General features: G+C 65.0%; 13 protein-coding genes. 2 read left to right on the top strand and 11 right to left on the bottom strand.

Annotated features, from left to right (window positions below):
* Nucleotides 1-40 precede the first annotated feature (40 nt).
* The 10 genes from JFU57_RS04615 to JFU57_RS04660 all read right to left on the bottom strand — a co-directional run bounded on the left by JFU57_RS04615 (nt 41) and on the right by JFU57_RS04660 (nt 11,308).
* A complete protein-coding gene (locus tag JFU57_RS04615) occupies nt 41-727 on the bottom strand; it encodes a CatB-related O-acetyltransferase (RefSeq protein ID WP_153050272.1) in 687 nt (228 codons plus the stop codon).
* 244 nt (nt 728-971) lie between these two features.
* The gene (locus tag JFU57_RS04620) at nt 972-1,892 is read right to left on the bottom strand and encodes a CobW family GTP-binding protein (RefSeq protein WP_201128283.1); all 921 of its coding nucleotides are present in this window, start codon (nt 1,890-1,892) and stop codon (nt 972-974) included.
* On the bottom strand, nt 1,889-3,637 hold the full coding sequence (locus tag JFU57_RS04625; protein ID WP_201128284.1) for an amidohydrolase: 1,749 nt from the start codon (nt 3,635-3,637) through the stop codon (nt 1,889-1,891). Before JFU57_RS04625 ends, JFU57_RS04620 begins: the two co-directional genes overlap by 4 nt.
* A gap of 92 nt (nt 3,638-3,729) precedes the next feature.
* Nucleotides 3,730-4,911 (bottom strand): pyridoxal phosphate-dependent aminotransferase, encoded by a 1,182-nt coding sequence (locus JFU57_RS04630; protein ID WP_078472859.1) that lies wholly within the window; start codon nt 4,909-4,911, stop codon nt 3,730-3,732.
* A 48-nt stretch (nt 4,912-4,959) separates the two neighbouring features.
* Entirely contained in the window at nt 4,960-5,649 is a 690-nt protein-coding gene (locus tag JFU57_RS04635) for an ABC transporter permease (RefSeq protein WP_078472858.1), read from the bottom strand.
* 9 nt (nt 5,650-5,658) lie between these two features.
* The gene (locus JFU57_RS04640) at nt 5,659-6,372 is read right to left on the bottom strand and encodes an ABC transporter permease (protein WP_078472857.1); all 714 of its coding nucleotides are present in this window, start codon (nt 6,370-6,372) and stop codon (nt 5,659-5,661) included.
* Nucleotides 6,373-6,408: 36 nt separating this feature from the next.
* Nucleotides 6,409-7,185: a transporter substrate-binding domain-containing protein gene (locus tag JFU57_RS04645; RefSeq protein ID WP_078472856.1), complete on the bottom strand. Its 777-nt coding sequence runs from the start codon at nt 7,183-7,185 to the stop codon at nt 6,409-6,411.
* A 55-nt stretch (nt 7,186-7,240) separates the two neighbouring features.
* Nucleotides 7,241-8,029 (bottom strand): ABC transporter ATP-binding protein, encoded by a 789-nt coding sequence (locus JFU57_RS04650; protein WP_020295443.1) that lies wholly within the window; start codon nt 8,027-8,029, stop codon nt 7,241-7,243.
* Nucleotides 8,030-8,088: 59 nt separating this feature from the next.
* Nucleotides 8,089-9,672, bottom strand: coding sequence for a hypothetical protein (locus JFU57_RS04655; RefSeq protein WP_020295442.1), 1,584 nt, complete (start codon nt 9,670-9,672; stop codon nt 8,089-8,091).
* A gap of 34 nt (nt 9,673-9,706) precedes the next feature.
* Complete coding sequence (locus tag JFU57_RS04660) at nt 9,707-11,308, bottom strand: 5-guanidino-2-oxopentanoate decarboxylase (protein WP_201128288.1); 1,602 nt, start codon at nt 11,306-11,308, stop codon at nt 9,707-9,709.
* 194 nt (nt 11,309-11,502) lie between these two features.
* On the opposite strand from JFU57_RS04660, the gene JFU57_RS04665 reads away from it, so the two are divergent.
* Nucleotides 11,503-12,420, top strand: a complete 918-nt coding sequence (locus JFU57_RS04665) for a LysR substrate-binding domain-containing protein (RefSeq protein WP_078472852.1) — start codon at nt 11,503-11,505, stop codon at nt 12,418-12,420.
* A gap of 107 nt (nt 12,421-12,527) precedes the next feature.
* Nucleotides 12,528-13,646, top strand: a complete 1,119-nt coding sequence (locus tag JFU57_RS04670) for a succinylglutamate desuccinylase/aspartoacylase family protein (RefSeq protein ID WP_201128290.1) — start codon at nt 12,528-12,530, stop codon at nt 13,644-13,646.
* Nucleotides 13,647-13,769: 123 nt separating this feature from the next.
* On the opposite strand, the gene JFU57_RS04675 is transcribed toward JFU57_RS04670, so the two are convergent.
* Entirely contained in the window at nt 13,770-16,139 is a 2,370-nt protein-coding gene (locus tag JFU57_RS04675) for a glucose/quinate/shikimate family membrane-bound PQQ-dependent dehydrogenase (protein ID WP_201128292.1), read from the bottom strand.
* Nucleotides 16,140-16,287 lie beyond the last annotated feature (148 nt).

The raw sequence follows: 16,287 nt of genomic DNA on the forward strand, positions 1-16,287 counted from the left end.
TCGGTCCTATGTGTTTCCGGGATTGATCATTTGAACACCATCAGCGCAGCACTTTGCACCCTTTGCAGGTCAGCTGGATCTGTCGGTAGTTGGCTGGCGCCAGCTGTGGCAGTTGCTCGAGGCAGGAAGCCGGGTCGTTGAGGGGCAGGTCCTTGAGTTGCGACATGTCCCGCTCCCACCACTTTGAAGCCAGCAGGCGCTCAATCATTTCCGCTGAATAGCGGTAGCGGATCAGCTTGGCCGGCACCCCGGCCACCACGGCGTAAGGGGGCACATCCTGAGTGACCAGGGCGCGCGTGGCAATGATCGCCCCGGTGCCGACGTTGACACCCTCCAGAACCATGGCGTCGCGCCCGATCCAGACGTCATTGCCGACGGTGCCGAAGTCGATGTGCGCGTCGTATTGCCAGGCGGTATCGGTGTACTGGAAGGGGTGGGTGCTCAGCCAATCCGCAGGGTGGTTGTTTTTCTCCTGGCCAAGGATCACACCGGCACCGATCGAGCAGAAACGCCCGATCGAGGTCACCATTTGCAGGCAACTGTCACTCCTGATGTAGGTATGGGCACCGATCGACAGCTCGCCTCGAACGTCGATGTCCACCTGGCCCATGCGTACGCCTTCCTCCAGCTTGAGCGTGGCTCGCTTGCCGATGGTCGAAATAGCGGTGCCAAACTTGAAACCATGCCGCCGGACCTGGCGATTCCAGTACCAATCCCTTATGCCCAACACAACCTCCGACCATCGAAATATGCCTGCCCTGCACCCACCTGAGCAACGCTCACGGTGCAGCACATTACATCAGCAAGAGGAGTTTTTGTTGGCACTTGGCGCTTTGTTCAGGAAACAAAATGGACGCGCGGCGCCTGGATTTCGGCGCCGTCCGATTGGCGCCTGAATCGATCAAAACCGGGGGCTCCGGGCAAGGCCACAACGGGCGCGCGAACACCCTTGCAGCCGCTGCCGTTGTCACTCAAGCCGCAATCAAACACGCCTCCAGGCTGCGGCCCAGGCTTTCGCGCAGTTCACTGCCGCGACGGGCGATGAACACCAGTTGCACCGCCTGCTGTGCATCGCTGTTTTGCGCGGCGCTGAACTGGCTGCGCTGGCCGACATGTTGCAACCACTGGGGAGCCTGGATGCCTTGCAGGTGCACCAGGCCCTTGACCCGGAAGACCTGGGGCGGGATCTGCGCCAGCCACTGGCGAAAGCGCTCCGGGTCCAGGGCTTGCGGGCTCTGCCAGAGCCAGGATTCGAACAGTTGGTCATGGCGGGTGGCGGCCGGGAGCATTTTCAGCGAGCTAGCCTCGCCCCGGTCGCTGAGCAGCAGGCTGTCGGGCAGTTCGGCGTACACCGTCTCGATCACCGGCACCCTCGCCCCCAACTTGCTGCGTATCACGGCCAGTTCCTGCGGGGCGAGCAGATCGGTCTTGTTCAGCAGCACCAGGTCGGCACAGGCGACCTGGGCCCGGGACAGGCGGGCAAACTCCCCTTCCAGGCTGCTGTAGCCGACCCCGTCGACCACGGTGATCACCGCATCGAGCTGCAATTGGGCGCGCAGTTGCGGGTAGGCCAGGGTTTGCAGGATGCGCTGCGGATCGGAAACCCCGCTGCATTCGATGACGATGCGCTCCAGGCGCGGGCTCAGTTGGCTGAGGCTGACCAACTGGGCCAGCAGGTCTTCCTGGACGGTGCAGCAGATACAGCCGTTTTGCAGGCTGTACACGGCATCGGTCACCTCGGCGATGATCGCCGCGTCGATGTTGAGCTCGCCAAAATCATTCACGATCACCGCCAGGCGCCCAGCGTCGTCGCGCTGGACCATGCGGTTGAGCAAGGTGGTCTTGCCGGCGCCGAGAAAGCCGCAGATCACCGTCACGGCAATACGGTTCATGACCCCTCTCCTTCCAGCACCGGCGGTTTCCCACGCCAGGTGGCCTGCAGCGGGGTGTCATCGAACAGCCCCTGCAAGTCGTACACCGGCTGGCCTTCAACCAGGGTCAGTTGCACCTGGGTGCGGTGGATATAGTTGCGCGCCGGCTGGGCGAACAGGTCGCGGTCGAGCACGATCAGGTCCGCCGACTTGCCCACCTCCAGGCTGCCGGTGAGGTGCTCCAGGCCCATGGCGTAGGAGCCATTGCTGGTCACCACTTGCAGTGCCTGCTCCAGGGAGATCGGTTCACCGAAGCAGTCAGGCTCCTGGTTCCACGGGTTCTGCCGGGTGACCATGGTCTCCAGTGCCAGCCAGGGGTCGATCGAGGCCACCGGCCAGTCGGTGCCCATGACCGCGATACCGCCCGCCGCCAACACGCCCTTGAAGTCATAGATACGCTTGAGGCGCTCCTGGCCGTAGCCGGAGCGGGCGCCGGTGGCGAACGGCGTCGGGTACCAGGCCGCCGGGGAAAATTCGGCAATCACTTCCAGCTCGCGAAAGCGCTTGAGGTTGCCCGGGTGCAGCAAGGTGCTGTGGGCGCACTGATGGCGAATCCCGCTGAAGCCATTGCGCCGGCGCGCCTCGGCCACCGCATCGAGGAACACGTCGGAGGCGCCATCGCCGGTGCAGTGGGCGATCACCCGCAGGCCACGACGGTCCATGTCGACCACCATGTCGGTGATGTGCTCAGGCGTCAGGTTGAGCTTGCCGCGCCAGCTCGCTTCCTGCGGCCAGGGGGTCAGCAGGTAGGACGAGCGCGGCTCCACGGTGCCATCAAAGTGGAACTTGACCGCGTTGGCACTGAGCCGCGCGCTGCGGTAATAGTGCCGCTCGCCACTGAGCAGCTCCCAGCGCCGGCGCACCGGGAAGATATCGTCCTGCCAACTGATGGCCGCTTCGATACGGACCGTCAGCTGGCCCTGGTCGTCGAGTTCCTTGAGGGCTTGCAGGCGCTGCTCACAGACATGCACGTACTTGCTGGCCGTCACGCCCCGGGCGCTCTGGAAGTGCACGCCATCGCGGTAGGCCTGGCGCAGCACCTCCACCGGGGTCGGCGGCATGGCGGCGTGGATCATGGCGTAGGCGCCGTCGATCATCAGCCCGGTGGGTTCGCCCGTCAGTTCGTCGCGTTCCAGGTAGCCGTTGCGCGGGTCGCTGGTATGGCGGTCGATGCCCGCCAGCTCCAGGGCCCGAGAGTTGACCATCATGGTGCCCCACATGCGATCGAGCAGCGCGATCGGGCGATCCGGCAGGATGCTGTCGAGCCAGGCCCGCCCCGGGGTCAGTCCCGCCTCGCGAAAGGTGTAGCGCACCCAGTACTGGCCATGAATCCAGCCATCGCCCGGGTGACTCTCGGCGTAGGCCAGGATCGCCTGCTTGAGCTGCTCCGGGGTCGGGTCTTCGATGCCCACGTCCAGGTCGTCGCTGTAGCGTGGGGCCAGCGCCAGGTCCGGGTGGGTGTGCATATCGTGCAGGCCAGGCATGCAGAACGCCCCTTGCAGATCATGCACCCGGGTCAGCGGGCCCTTGAACGGCAACACGTCGCCGCGCAGGCCCACCGCAATCAGGCGGCCGCCACGAATCGCCACGCTTTCAGCCCAGGGCTGGGCCGGGTTCATGGTACGGATCCTTCCGTTATCGAGGATCAGATCGGCAAACAGCCCACTGCTGGAGTGGGTCGATGTGAAGTTGTCGACGGCTGTCATGTGCGGCACCTGCTTTTTTCTAGGCAAAGGGAGGCCCTGCGGCGCGTTTTCGCGCCGTTGGACGAAGTCAGTCAGCGGGGTTGGGGCAGGCTCTAGCGGCCGGCCTCCAGGCTTTCGACGAAGCGGGCGATGCGCCGGCAGGCTTCGCTGAGGGCCGTGTCGGAAACCGTGAAGGAGACCCGGACAAAGCCTGCGGTGCTGGCGCCGAACGCACTGGCATCAAGCACCGAGACACCGGTGGCACGGAACAGCTGCCAGGCGAATTCGGTGCTCGACAGCCCCGTGCCGCGCACGTCCACCAACATGAACATGCCCGCCTCCGGGACCTTGCACTTGAGCAGCGGCAACTGGCCCAGGCCGGCCACCACCAGGTCGCGGCGCCGGCGATACAGCTCACGGGCCTGGCCGACGATCTGCTCGTCCAGCTCCAGCGCCTTCAGCGCCGCCGCCTGGATAAACCCCGGCAAGCCGTACAGCATGCACAGCAGCAGGTTATCCAGATGCCCGACCAGCTCGGTGGGCGCCACCACCCAACCAACGCGCCAGCCGGTCATGGCATGGGACTTCGACAGGCTGTTGAGCACCACGGTGCGTTCCAGCATGCCGGGCAAGGTGGCCACGCTCTGGTGGGGCCGGTCGTAGGTGAGCTGGCCATAGACTTCGTCGCTGATCACCCATAAGTCATGGCGCCGGGCGACCAGGGCCACCGCTTCCAGTTCTTCGAGGGTGTAGACGTTGCCGGTGGGATTGTTCGGCGTGGCCAGGGCGATGCCCCGGGTGCGCTCGGTGATCTGCGCCTCGAGGGCCGCCACGCTGAGCCGGAAATCCTCCGCCGCCGGCTGCGCGATCGACACCAGCCGCGCGCCGCTGGCCTGGATGCTGGCGGCGTAGGTCAGGTACATCGGCTCCGGCACCAGGACTTCGTCGCCCTGCTCGAACAGGCACATGGCGGTGGCATACAAGCCATTCTGCGCACCGGCGACCACTGCGATGTTTTCCGCAGTTACCGGCAAGTCGAGCAGGGCTGCCTGCTTGGCGGCGATCGCCGCGCGCAGGGCCGGGCGCCCGACCACGTGGGTGTAATGGGTGTCGCCTTCCTTCAAAGCCTGGACGGCTGCGGCGCAGATGGCCTCGTCGGTGGCGAAGTCCGGATCGCCGATGCTCAGCACAATCGCATCCTCGCCGCGCTCCTGGGCGTCGCAGGCGGCGTAGTGGATGTCCCAGGCACTGACGGTCTCGCCGCTGATGCGTTTGACCACGGATGAATACTGCATTAGCCACTCCTCGCCGGCCCTCGGCCAACGCTTAAATGAATTCAGATCTCAGGCCTGGCGCTGTGGCGTCTTGCCAATGCGGTTGAAGGCCTGCTCGATCACGATCGCCAGAATGATGTAGATCACCGCCACCACCAGCAGCGGCTCGTAGACCCGCAGGGTCTGGGCACGCACCAGGTTGGCCGCACCCAGCAGGTCGGTGACCGCCACAGTGGACGCCAGGGCCGTGGCCTTGAGCAGCATCACGCTTTCCCCGGCCAGGGTCGGGCGCAGCATCTGCAAGGCTCGGGGCATCCACACCCGGCGCAGCACCAGCCAGGGCCGCATGCCATAGGCCCGAGCCGCTTCCAGCTCACCCCGCGGCACCGCGCGCAGGCCGCCGCGCAGTACTTCGCCGACATAGGCTGACACGCTCAAGGTCAGGGCCAGGGCCACGTACCAGAAGCCTTCACGCAGGTACGGCCAGAGCAGGCTGCCGCGAATCAGCGGGAAGCTGGCAAACACGCTGCCGACACCGTAGTAGAGGATGTAGATCTGCACCAGCAGCGGCGTGCCGCGCAGCACGCTGGTGTAGAAACGCAGCCCGTTGGCCAGCAGCGGGTTGCGCGACAAGCGACCCAACGCCACGCCGACCGCCATCAGAAACCCCAGGGCGCCGGAAATCAGCAGCAACTGGAAGGTGATCCAGGCGCCACGGATCAGTTCGCTGGAAAAGTTGTTCAGCCAGTTGAAGTCCATGCCCGCCTCCTAGACGTGTCGTGGCATCCAGCGTTCGAAGCGCACTTCGAGTTGCCGGAACACCGAGCTGGAGACCAGCGTGATCAGGTAATAGAACGCCGCCACCGCGAGGTAGAACAGCAGGTAGTGTTTGGTCGATGCCGCCGCCTGGCGCCCCGCCGACAACAGCTCGGTGTAGCCGACGACGCTGATCAGCGCGCTTTCCTTGACCAGCACCAGCCACAGGTTCGACAGCCCGGCGATGGCGAACGGCATCATGCTCGGCAGCACGATGCGCCGCAGCAGCAACAGGCGATTGATGCCATAGGCCCGCGCCGCCTCGATCTGGCCATGGGGAATGGCCTGGATCGCGCCGCGGATGATCTCTCCGGAGTAGGCGCCCTGGACGATCCCCAGCACCACGATGGCCGCCATGAAACCGTTGACCTCCACCCCCGGCCGCCCCAGCTGGGCCATCAGCAGGTTGATCAGGTCGGTGCCGGCGTAATACAGCAGCAGGATCAGCAGCAGTTCCGGCACCGCGCGGTACAGGGTGGTGTAGCAGTTGGCGCACAGCACCAGCCAGCGTGGGCCACGCAGCTTGACCATGGCCACCAGCAAGCCGATGGCCAGCCCGAGGATAAAGGCGCCCAGGGAGATACCCAGGGTTTTCACCATCCCCTGGGCCAGGGCCTGGAGCCAGCCCTCGGCAAAAAACAGCCGGTAGATTTCCGATACAGTCATAAGCGCACCTGCCGGGGATGGACCTGTAAAGCGTGATTATTCAAGGGACGAGATATCGGTCTTGAAGTACTTGGCGCGAATCTTCTCGTAGGTGCCATTGTCCCGCAGGGCCTGCAAGGCCACGTTCAGGCGCTCGCGCAGGGCATCGTTGCCTTTGCGCACGCCGGCGCCGACGCCTTCGCCGAACAGTGGGTCCAGGGGCGCCACGCCTTTGCTGGCGAGCATCGCGTTGTCCGGGCTGTCCAGCAGCGGCTCCACCGCCAATTGATCGGCCAGGAAGATGTCGATACGGCCACTGCGCAGGTCGGCGAGGATGTCGTCCTGGTCGTTGTAGTAGCGCACGGTGGAGTTGGCGCCGAAGTACTTCTTGATGTACGCCGAGTGAGTGGTGGAACCCTGCACGCCGATGATCTTGCCTTTCAGGCCCTCGGGCGTGGGATCGACCTTGAGGCTGGCGTCGGCCACCCACAGCGCACGGGTGAAGAAGTAAGGCTGGGTGAAATCAATCACCTCCTTGCGCTCCGGGGTGATCGACAGCGAGTTGAGCACCACATCCACCTGCTGCGACTTGAGCGCCGGAATCAGCCCGTCCCAGGCCATTTCATTGAGCTTGCAGTCGGCCTGCATCTGCGCGCACACCGCGCTGATCATGTCCGGCTCGAAACCGCTCCAGGCGCCACTGCCATTTTTGTAGGAGAACGGCGGATAGGGTTCCAGGGCGATGCCGAACACCACCTTGTCTGCGGCGAAAGCCGGTGCGCCGGCACACGTCAGGACGCACGCCTGGAGCAGGAGCAACAGTGTCTTTTTCATGATGAAACCCTCGTTTTATCGATTGTTATTGTTGGGTCAGGCCGTTTGAGCCAGGTCAGCGGTTGTCCTGCGCCATCACAAATTGTCGGCAGCGTTCGCTGCGCGGGTCCAGTAATACCTGGGCCGGCGGCCCTTCCTCTTCCACCTGGCCCTGATGCAAATACACCACCTTGCTCGAAACATCCCGGGCAAACGCCATTTCGTGGGTGACCAGGATCATGGTCCGCCCCTCTTCGGCAATGCCCTGGATCACCCGCAGCACCTCGCCCACCAGCTCCGGATCGAGGGCCGAGGTCGGCTCGTCGAAGAGCATCACCTGGGGCCGCATGGCCAGGGCCCGGGCAATGGCCACCCGTTGCTGCTGGCCGCCGGAAAGAAAGGCCGGGAACACGTCACGCTTGTCGATCAGGCCGACCTTCTCCAGCAGGTGCTCGCCGTGGGCGATGGCCTCCTTGCGGTCTTCGCCCAAGACAAATACCGGGGCTTCGATGACGTTTTCCAGCACCGTGCGGTGCGGCCACAGGTTGAAGCTCTGAAACACCATGCTCAGCCGGGTACGCAAGCGCTCCACCTGGCGCGCGTCGGCAATCTGCGCCACGCCCCGGGCGTTGGTCTTCAACTTCACCTGTTCGCCATTGATGCGCAAGCTGCCGCTGCACGGCACTTCCAGCAGGTTGATGCAGCGCAGCAAGGTGCTTTTTCCCGAGCCGCTGGAGCCGATCAGCGAGACCACTTCGCCCTCGTTGGCGCGCAGCGAAATCCCCTTCAGGACATGGTGATCGGCATAACTCTTGTGCAAGTCGTCAATCGCGACTACCGGGGTATCCGGACTGTTTTTATTCACTGCTGCAGGCACGTCTGTGTCTCCCCTGGTTGCTCTGGTTGCGCGGCGTAAGTCAGCCGTCATTCGTCATCGCGGGCGGGAATCCACCACTCTTCGCCCCGCGCGGTGCGGATGTACTCCGGCCAGCGGAAGCGGTGCGGGGCCTTGAAGTCCGCCGGCAGCAGCGGCGCCTGCCAGCGACTGCCGCCAATCCCGCCGCCGGTGCGCTGCTCGAACTCGGCCTTGGCCGCGCCCAGCAGGTCGGCATCGCCGAACAGGTCGAGCAAGGTGCAGGCAATGGTCTTGGCCGCAACATCGATCATTGGGTCGATGGTCTGGGCAATCCCGCCCAGGGCGTTGGAAACCCAGTCCGGGTAGACCGTGCCCGGCGGCGCGGCAAGCATCGGCCGGGCCACCAGCAGGCGCACGGTGGGGCAGTGCCAGGTGTATTCAGGGTAGTCGTCGGAGGTCAGGTAGTTCTGCCAGGCCGGCATTTGCAGGCGCAGCTGGCGCTCGCATTCCTGGGGGTCGATCAACTCCTCGATGGCCGGCAGGAAGGGCTTGTCCATCGGCGCAAGGCCCAGGTTGACCTGGATCTCGCGGGCAATGGCACAGGCCTCTTCATCCCAGCGTGGTGCGCCGATGGCGGCCAGGTTGTCGTAGGTGGACTGGGCCAGCACATGGTTGGGCAGGCCGCCGCGCGACTTGCAGACCCAGGTTTTTTTCCATTGGCAACCGGTGGCCATGGCGGCCGCAGCGGCGTTGTTGTCCATCACCTGGGAGATGGTTTCGGCCTGCTCGATGGAGTCGCAGCGCAGCAGGTACTGGATTTGCGACAGGTGTGGCGGCAAGTTGTCGGCGGTGGCCTGGCCGGCGGTGAGAATCGCCTCGTTGTAGCTCCACAGGCCGGTGAACGGCAGGGTCGAGCGACGCAGGCTTTCGTTCAGGGTGTAGAAGTGCACCAGGGCATCGTTGGCCCCCGGCGCCCGGGCAGCCAGGTGGTTTTGCGGGATCGGGCTGTAGCGATCGGCGGCGATCCAGTTTTGCGGGTCGTCGCAGGTGAAGCTGTAGATATAGGCGTAGGCAATACCGCAATGGGTATTCCAGGTGGTGGTGTTGTTCAGCGGCAGCATGTAGGTCGGGTGAAAGCTGATGGCCGCGTCCAGGTCATCGTAGTACCCCTTGGCCGCGTGCACCGGCTTGGAGGCGCGGAGTTTTTCCGCCGGCTCGCCGAAGAACTTGATGGTGCCCTGCAGGCCGAATTCGAGCATCGCCGCTTTTGCCGCCAAGGCCCCGCCCAGGGCGCTGATGCCCAGGGCCGAATGCGGGTCGGTATGCCCCGGGGCAAAGCGCGACAGGCCGTCACGGGGCATTTTGCGGGTGGTCGCCGCCTGGCAGTTGCCGGGCACTGCGTCGTACTCGGCGTAGGTCGCCAGCACCGGGCCCGTGCCCTGGGTGAAGGTGGCGCAGAAGGCAGTAGGCATGCCGCCGCTGTTGTGCTCCACGGTGAAGCCTTCGGCTTCCAGCAACTGCACGTACCAGGCACAGGACTTGTATTCGCGAAACGCCGGCTCGGCGTAATGCCAGATGATCTGATGCCAGTCCGACAGCTGCTGGCGATGGCGTTCGACCCAATCGAGGGCAAATTGCTTGTAGGGAGACATGCACACAACTCCAGGTGGTTTCGCGGCTGTTGGGTCAGGCCGAGAGAAAGGCTTGGGCGTCCACTTCGATCAGCACCGGCTGCCGCGTATCGGCCAGGTCGGCCAGCAACTCGCCCAGCGCTGCGCGTGCGCTCACGCGGTGGTACTGCACGTGGCTGGCCTGGGCCAGGGCGGCGAAGTCCGGGGTCAGGATGTCCACCCCCAGCGGCGCGATATCCCGTGCGGTCATGTAGTCGCGAATCTCGCCGTAGCAGTGGTTGTTCCACAGCACCAGAATCACTCCCAACCCGGCCTCCTGGGCCGCGATCAGTTCCGCGCTGGAGAACTGCGCCCCGCCATCCCCCACCAGCGCCAGCACCGGACGGCCCGGCATCGCCAGCTTGGCGCCAATGGCAGCCGGCAAGGCGTAGCCCAGGGTGCCGAACCCGGTGCCGGCGTTGAACCAGCTATTGGCCTGCGGCGCCCGGTAGCCCAGGGCGCCCTGGTACACCGGTTGGGTCGAATCACCGACCACTATCGGTGCCGGCAGGCTGTCGCGCAGGGTGTCGAGCAGCGCCTGCATCCGCCCTTGCTTGTGGTTCCAGCCCGCGCGCTCAGCCGCATTCACGGCGGCCACCCGCGCCTCGGCCCAGGTACCCGCAGGCCGCTCCGGCAGAGCGTCGTGCAGCGCCTGCAAGCCCTGCCCGGCATCCCCCAGCAGGCCGATGTCGGCCCGCAGGGCGCCGAGAATCTGCAGCGGATCGATGTCCAGCCGAATCAAGGGTGCGTTCAGGCGCAAGGGCCCGAGGCCGAAGAAGTCGTAGTCGGTTTCCCCAAGTTCAGTGCCCACCGCCAGCACCACGTCAGCCTCGGCGATCAGCTCGCGACCATGGCTCGACGACTGCACGCCATCGAGCAGCAACGGGTGTTCCGGGGGCAGCAGGCCTCGGGCGTTGGTGGTCAGCGCCACCGGTGCCTGCAAGCGTTCGGCCAGGGCGCGCAATGCACCCGCGGCGCGACGTGCGCCGCCTCCGGCAAGGATCAACGGCTTGCGCGCCTGACTCAGCAACTGCACCGCACTGGCAATGGCTTCGGCCGCCGGTGCGGGCGCCTGGGGCAAGGCGCGGGGGCGCAGGTCGAGGTCGTCGGCCGGCATTTCCAGTACATCCAGCGGGATCTCGATATGCACCGGGCGCGGACGCGAGCAGCCGAACAGGGCAAAGGCCCGGCCGAGCAGTTCCGGCAGTTCCTGCGGGCGTTGCAGGGTGTGGCTGAAGGCGCAGACCCCGGCGACCATGGCACGCTGGTCAGGCATCTCATGCAGGTAACCGTGGCCCAGGCGCAGATGCTCGCGGCGGCTGGTGGTGGAAATCACCAGCATCGGCACCGAGTCGGCGTAGGCCTGGCCCATGGCCGTGAGGATGTTGGTCATGCCGGGGCCGGTAATGATGAAACACACCCCCGGCTTGCCGCTGGCACGGGCGTAACCGTCGGCCATGAAGCCGGCACCCTGTTCATGGCGCGGGCTGACATGACGCAGGGAACTGCCGTGCAACCCACGATAAAGCTCGACCGTATGCACGCCTGGAATGCCGAATACCGACTCCACGCCATAGCCTTCAAGCAACCGGACCAACGCCTGGGCACAACTGACCATGGGAGCTCCTCACATTATTTTTATTAGTGGCCAGGCTCACCCGGAGCTGGCGCAGGCCCCTAGTATTGGTGAATGAATAATTACATCAATCGAATTTATTTTGCGTTAATGTCAAATTAAATTACCCAAACATCAGCCGCCTTGTTGCCTGTCTGCCCGGGCTGGAAGGCACCCCATCGCTGCCAGGAGGTTGCATGCGTTACCCCTCGATGACCGCCCTGCGCGCCCTGGATGCGGTCGCCCGCCTGGGCAGCGTGACCGACGCCGCGCGCCAGTTGAACCTGACCCGCAGCGCCATCAGCCATCAGATCAACAGCCTCGAACAGAGCCTGGGCTTTGCCCTCACCGAACGCATCGGCCGTGGCATTGGTCTGACCTATCGCGGTGAATGTTATGCCCGCGAAGTGCACCAGATCCTCGCCGACATCCAGGAAGCCGGCCGCCGCTTCGAGGACCAGCAGATCTCGGGCAAATTGCGTATCAGCTGCAACCCGGGGTTCGCCAGCTTCTGGCTGTGCTACCACATCAACGATTTCCTGCGGCAGTACCCGCAGGTGCAATTGCAGGTGGTCACCCCTCGCGCACCGGACGATACCAGCGACCCGAATGCCGACCTGTTCATCGCCTATGGCATTGGCGACTGGCCGGACCTGCTGGTGGAGCAGATCGTCGCCCTGCACTTTTTCCCGGTGTGCAGCCCACGCCTGATCAACGCCCTGGGCGGCCTGAAAACACCTCAGGAGCTGGCCGGTTTTCCGCTGATCCACATGAGCGACCAGACCGACTGGCGGGTCTGGCTGGCGGCGGCCGGGGCCTCCAGCATCGACGCCAGCAGCGGGATCATTTTTTCCGACGCCCATTGCGCCCAATCGGCCTGCATCGCGGCCCAGGGCGTGGCCATCGGCGACAACCTGCTCAGCGGCGATGCCCTGGCGCGAGGCCTGCTGGTCAGGCCGTTCGAGATTGCCATCAACCCGCTGCGCGGCTACTTCCTGGTGGTCGACCCGACCAAGGCCGAACGCTCGGTGGTGCAGGCCTTCAGTACCTGGCTGAAAAACCAGTTGCTGGCCACCACCCAGGGCATCAGCGACAAGCCGCCGATCAGCAGTTGAGGCGCGGCAATGGGCAATTGCGCTCACCAGTGAGGCGCAAATTCTTCGATTGATGGGCTGTTTTGCTTTACCGAGAATGGCCCGCCATCACTGCCGAGGAAGCCCCCATGCGTGTCCAACACCAGCCCTTGCTGGCCCGCAGCCCCTGCACCCGACGGGACCTGACGAGTTTGCATTACGGCGAACCCGGGCGGGGCAAAAAGGTCTACCTGCAGGCCAGCCTGCATGCCGATGAACTGCCCGGCATGCTGGTGCTGCATCACCTGCGCCAGCGCCTGGACCAGGCCCAGGCAGAGGGTGCGATCCTCGGGGAAATCGTCCTGGTGCCGATCGCCAACCCGGTGGGCCTGGAACAGACCCTGATGCACGATGCCATGGGCCGCTTCGACTTCAACAGCGGGGAAAACTTCAACCGCCGCTACCCCGACCTGGCGGCGTTGATCAGCGACGGCCTCGAGGCACGCCTGGGCCAGGACGCCTCGGACAATCGGCGCCTGATCCGTCAGGCCATGGGCCAGGCCCTGCAACAATGGCCGGTCACCAGCGAGCTCGACTCATTGCGGCGGGCCCAACTGCTGCTGGCCCATGACGCCGATGTGGTGCTGGACCTGCACTGCGACGCCCAGGCCATCCTTCACCTGTACGCCGAAACCCCTTACTGGCCGCAGATCGAACCCCTGGCGCGCTACCTGGGCGTGCACGCCAGCCTGCTGGCCAGCGGCACCGGCGCCGGCTCGTTCGACGAGGCTTGCGGCCAACCCTGGTGGCGCCTGGCCGAGCGGTTCGGCGAACACTTCCCGATCCCCCTGGGCTGTGCCAGCGTGACCCTGGAGCTGCGGGGCGAAGCCGATGTCGAACACGGCCTGGCACAGAGCGATGCCGGGCAGCTCTTCGCCTACCTGCAGCACCTGGGGGTCGTGGGCGGCGAAGCTCCGGCAATGCCGGCGCTGCAAAACCCGGCGACGCCTTTTGCCGGCTCGCTGACCTTGCGTGCGCCCTGCGCCGGGCTGGTGGTGTTCCTGCATAAACCCGGGGCCTGGATCAACCACGGGGACCCGGTGGTGGAACTGATCGACCCACTGTCCGGCGTGACCCAGGTGGTGCGCAGCTCAACCTGCGGTGTGATGTACATGCGCTCTGCCATCCGCTTCGCCGCCCCGGGCGTGGAACTGTGCAAGATCGCCGGTGCCGCCCCCCTGCCGGAAGGGGTGCAGGTATCGGCCTGACGCTGGGCCCCTCAGTGAACCAGACGTCACTCTGCAGGGACGGCGCAGCCCCAAGCCGACGCAAAACCCTGGCCCATGAAAAAGCCGCGCAATGCGCGGCTTTTCACTGTGCGGTGTCAGCCCTTACTTGGGCAGCGCATAGGCGATCACGTAATCGCCCCGGTCCGTCGACTGACGGGCGCCACCGGCGGTGAGCAGGATGTACTGCTGGCCGGTTTTCGGTGACACGTAGGTCATCGGCCCCGACTGGCTACCCACCGGCAGGCGGGATTTCCAGATTTCATTGCCGTTGCCGGTGTCGAAGGCGCGCAGGTAGAAGTCCTGGGTGCCGGCGAAGAACAGCAGGCCGGATTGGGTGGCCAGGGAGGCGCCCAGGGTCGGCATGCCGATCGGGATCTGCATGTGCATGCGGATGCCCATCGGGCCGGTGTCCTGCACGGTGCCCACCGGCACCTGCCACATCAGCTTGCGGGTCTTCAGGTCGATGGCCGACATGGTGCCGAACGGTGGTTTCTGGCACGGAATGCCAGCCGCCGACAGGAAGCGTTCACGCATGGCGCCAAATGGCGTACCGGCCTGGGGCACCACACCCATTTCGATGCCGCTGGCACCGGCGGCGATCTTGTCCCGCGGGATCATGTAGTTGGCCAGGCCCAGGCGCATGTCGTTGACGAACATGTAGTTCGTGTTCGGGTCCACCGACACGCTGCCCCAGTTCATGCCCCCCAGGGAACCCGGGAATTGCAGGGCACGGTCCAGGCCCGGCGGGGTATAGACGCCCTGATGGCGCATGCCCTTGAACTGGATCCGGCACATCAACTGATCGAACGGCGTGGCACCCCACATATCGGCTTCGGTGAGGGTCTGGTTACCGATCGACGGCATTTCCACGGAGAACGGCTGGGTCGGCGAATAACGCTCGCCCGGCACATTGCCCTGGGGCACCGGCCGCTCTTCGACCCGGGCAATCGGCTTGCCGGTCTCACGGTTGAGCAGGAAGATCTCGCCCTGCTTGGTGACCTGGGCCAGCGCCGGTTGCACGCCACCCTTGTCGTCCGGCACGTCGTACAGCAGCGGCTGCGCCGGCAGGTCGAAATCCCAGAGGTCGTGGTGGGTGGTCTGGAAGTGCCAGCGCACCTGGCCGGTTGCAACGTCGAGGGCGACGATGGAGGAGCTCCACTTGTCATCGAACTCGGTCCGTTCACCCGCAAAAAAGTCCGGGGTCGCGTTGCCGGTAGGCAGGTAGACCAGGCCAAGCTTGGGGTCATAAGACATCGCCGACCACACGTTAGGCGTACCGCGGGTGTAAGTCTCGCCCGCCGGTGGCCGCTTGGTGGTGTTCGGGTTGCCCGGATCCCAGGCCCAGACCAGCTCGCCGCTGCGCACGTCGAACGCACGCACCACGCCCGGTGGTTCGCCGGTGGAGAAGTTATCGGCGACGCGGCCGCCGACAATCACCACATTGCCCGCCACCAGGGGGGTCGAGGTCTGCTGGTAATAACCGGGTTTGACCTCGCCCATGTCGGTTTTCAGATCGACCGTGCCCTGGTCGCCAAAGTCGGCGCAGGGCTTGCCGGTTTCGGCGTCGATGGCGATCAGGCGGGCATCGATGGTCGGCAGGAACAGCCGTTTGACACAGGCGCTCGCCGCCACGGGCTGCGCGGTCCCGGTCGCTGCGCTGCTGCTATCGAAGTAACCCAGGCCACGGCAACGCTGCCAGTTCGGTGCGCTGCCCTTGGGGTCGAACTTCCAGCGCTCGGCACCGGTGTCGGCGTCCAGGGAGAAGACTTTGCCGTAGGCGGTGCAGACGTAAATATTGTCGCCGACCTGCAATGGGGTGTTCTGGTCTTCGGCGCCAGAGCCATTGCTCTCGGGAATGTCGCCGGTGCGGAAGGTCCAGGCCACTTGCAGCTTGTCGATATTGCCTTTGTTGATCTGGTCCAGCGCGGCAAAGCGGTTGCCCGCCGTGGTGTTGCCCCAGTGCGCCCAGTCTTTCTGCTCGGTGCCCGGCACCACCGGGGTCACCGCCGGCTCAACGCTGGCCTTGACCACATGGGTCGGCACAAACATGTAGGCCAGGGTCGCCACCACGCCAAGGCCGAGCACACCGGCCAAGCCATAGGCGCCACGGCCGGCGGTCGCGCCGGAAGCCCGCACCAGGGTCGGGTAAACCAGAGCCACCACCAGGCCGATCACGGCGAAGGTCAGGACCCGCGACACCAGCGGCCAGTATTCCAGGCCGGTGTCCCACACCGCCCAGATCGCGGTCAGCACCAGGGCCACGCCATAGAGCCAGGCACCGCGAGGGTTGCTGCGGGCGATCAACAGGCCGGAAACCAGCATCGCCAGGCCCATCAGCAGGAAGTACCCACTGCCACCCAGACTCACCAGATAGCCACCGCCACCTGCCAGGCCAAGCCCGATCAGTGCGATCAGGACACCCAGGCCCACCAGCAGCCATTTGCTGCCGGCGGCAGCTCCAGAGTTGTTCATGTCGGAAATTTCTCCCATCTTTAACGTGGGCGAGAGAATGTACTACCTAGTTACTTATGACAACTTGTCGCAGCCAATTTGTGGCAAAAAATGTCATGAGCGGTTTCAGATTAGCCATAAAGCCGTACCGCGCAGGAAATAATAAATT

The organism is Pseudomonas sp. TH07 (assembly GCF_016651285.1).
Classification (GTDB): domain Bacteria; phylum Pseudomonadota; class Gammaproteobacteria; order Pseudomonadales; family Pseudomonadaceae; genus Aquipseudomonas.

Bases quoted from the DNA above. Each gene is read 5' to 3' on its own strand.
- JFU57_RS04620 (WP_201128283.1), bottom strand. From the start codon at position 1,892: ATGAACCGTATTGCCGTGACGGTGATCTGCGGCTTTCTCGGCGCCGGC.
- JFU57_RS04625 (WP_201128284.1), bottom strand. From the start codon at position 3,637: ATGACAGCCGTCGACAACTTCACATCGACCCACTCCAGCAGTGGGCTG.
- JFU57_RS04630 (WP_078472859.1), bottom strand. From the start codon at position 4,911: ATGCAGTATTCATCCGTGGTCAAACGCATCAGCGGCGAGACCGTCAGT.
- JFU57_RS04635 (WP_078472858.1), bottom strand. From the start codon at position 5,649: ATGGACTTCAACTGGCTGAACAACTTTTCCAGCGAACTGATCCGTGGC.
- JFU57_RS04640 (WP_078472857.1), bottom strand. From the start codon at position 6,372: ATGACTGTATCGGAAATCTACCGGCTGTTTTTTGCCGAGGGCTGGCTC.
- JFU57_RS04645 (WP_078472856.1), bottom strand. From the start codon at position 7,185: ATGAAAAAGACACTGTTGCTCCTGCTCCAGGCGTGCGTCCTGACGTGT.
- JFU57_RS04655 (WP_020295442.1), bottom strand. From the start codon at position 9,672: ATGTCTCCCTACAAGCAATTTGCCCTCGATTGGGTCGAACGCCATCGC.
- JFU57_RS04660 (WP_201128288.1), bottom strand. From the start codon at position 11,308: ATGGTCAGTTGTGCCCAGGCGTTGGTCCGGTTGCTTGAAGGCTATGGC.
- JFU57_RS04665 (WP_078472852.1), top strand. From the start codon at position 11,503: ATGCGTTACCCCTCGATGACCGCCCTGCGCGCCCTGGATGCGGTCGCC.
- JFU57_RS04670 (WP_201128290.1), top strand. From the start codon at position 12,528: ATGCGTGTCCAACACCAGCCCTTGCTGGCCCGCAGCCCCTGCACCCGA.
- JFU57_RS04675 (WP_201128292.1), bottom strand. From the start codon at position 16,139: ATGAACAACTCTGGAGCTGCCGCCGGCAGCAAATGGCTGCTGGTGGGC.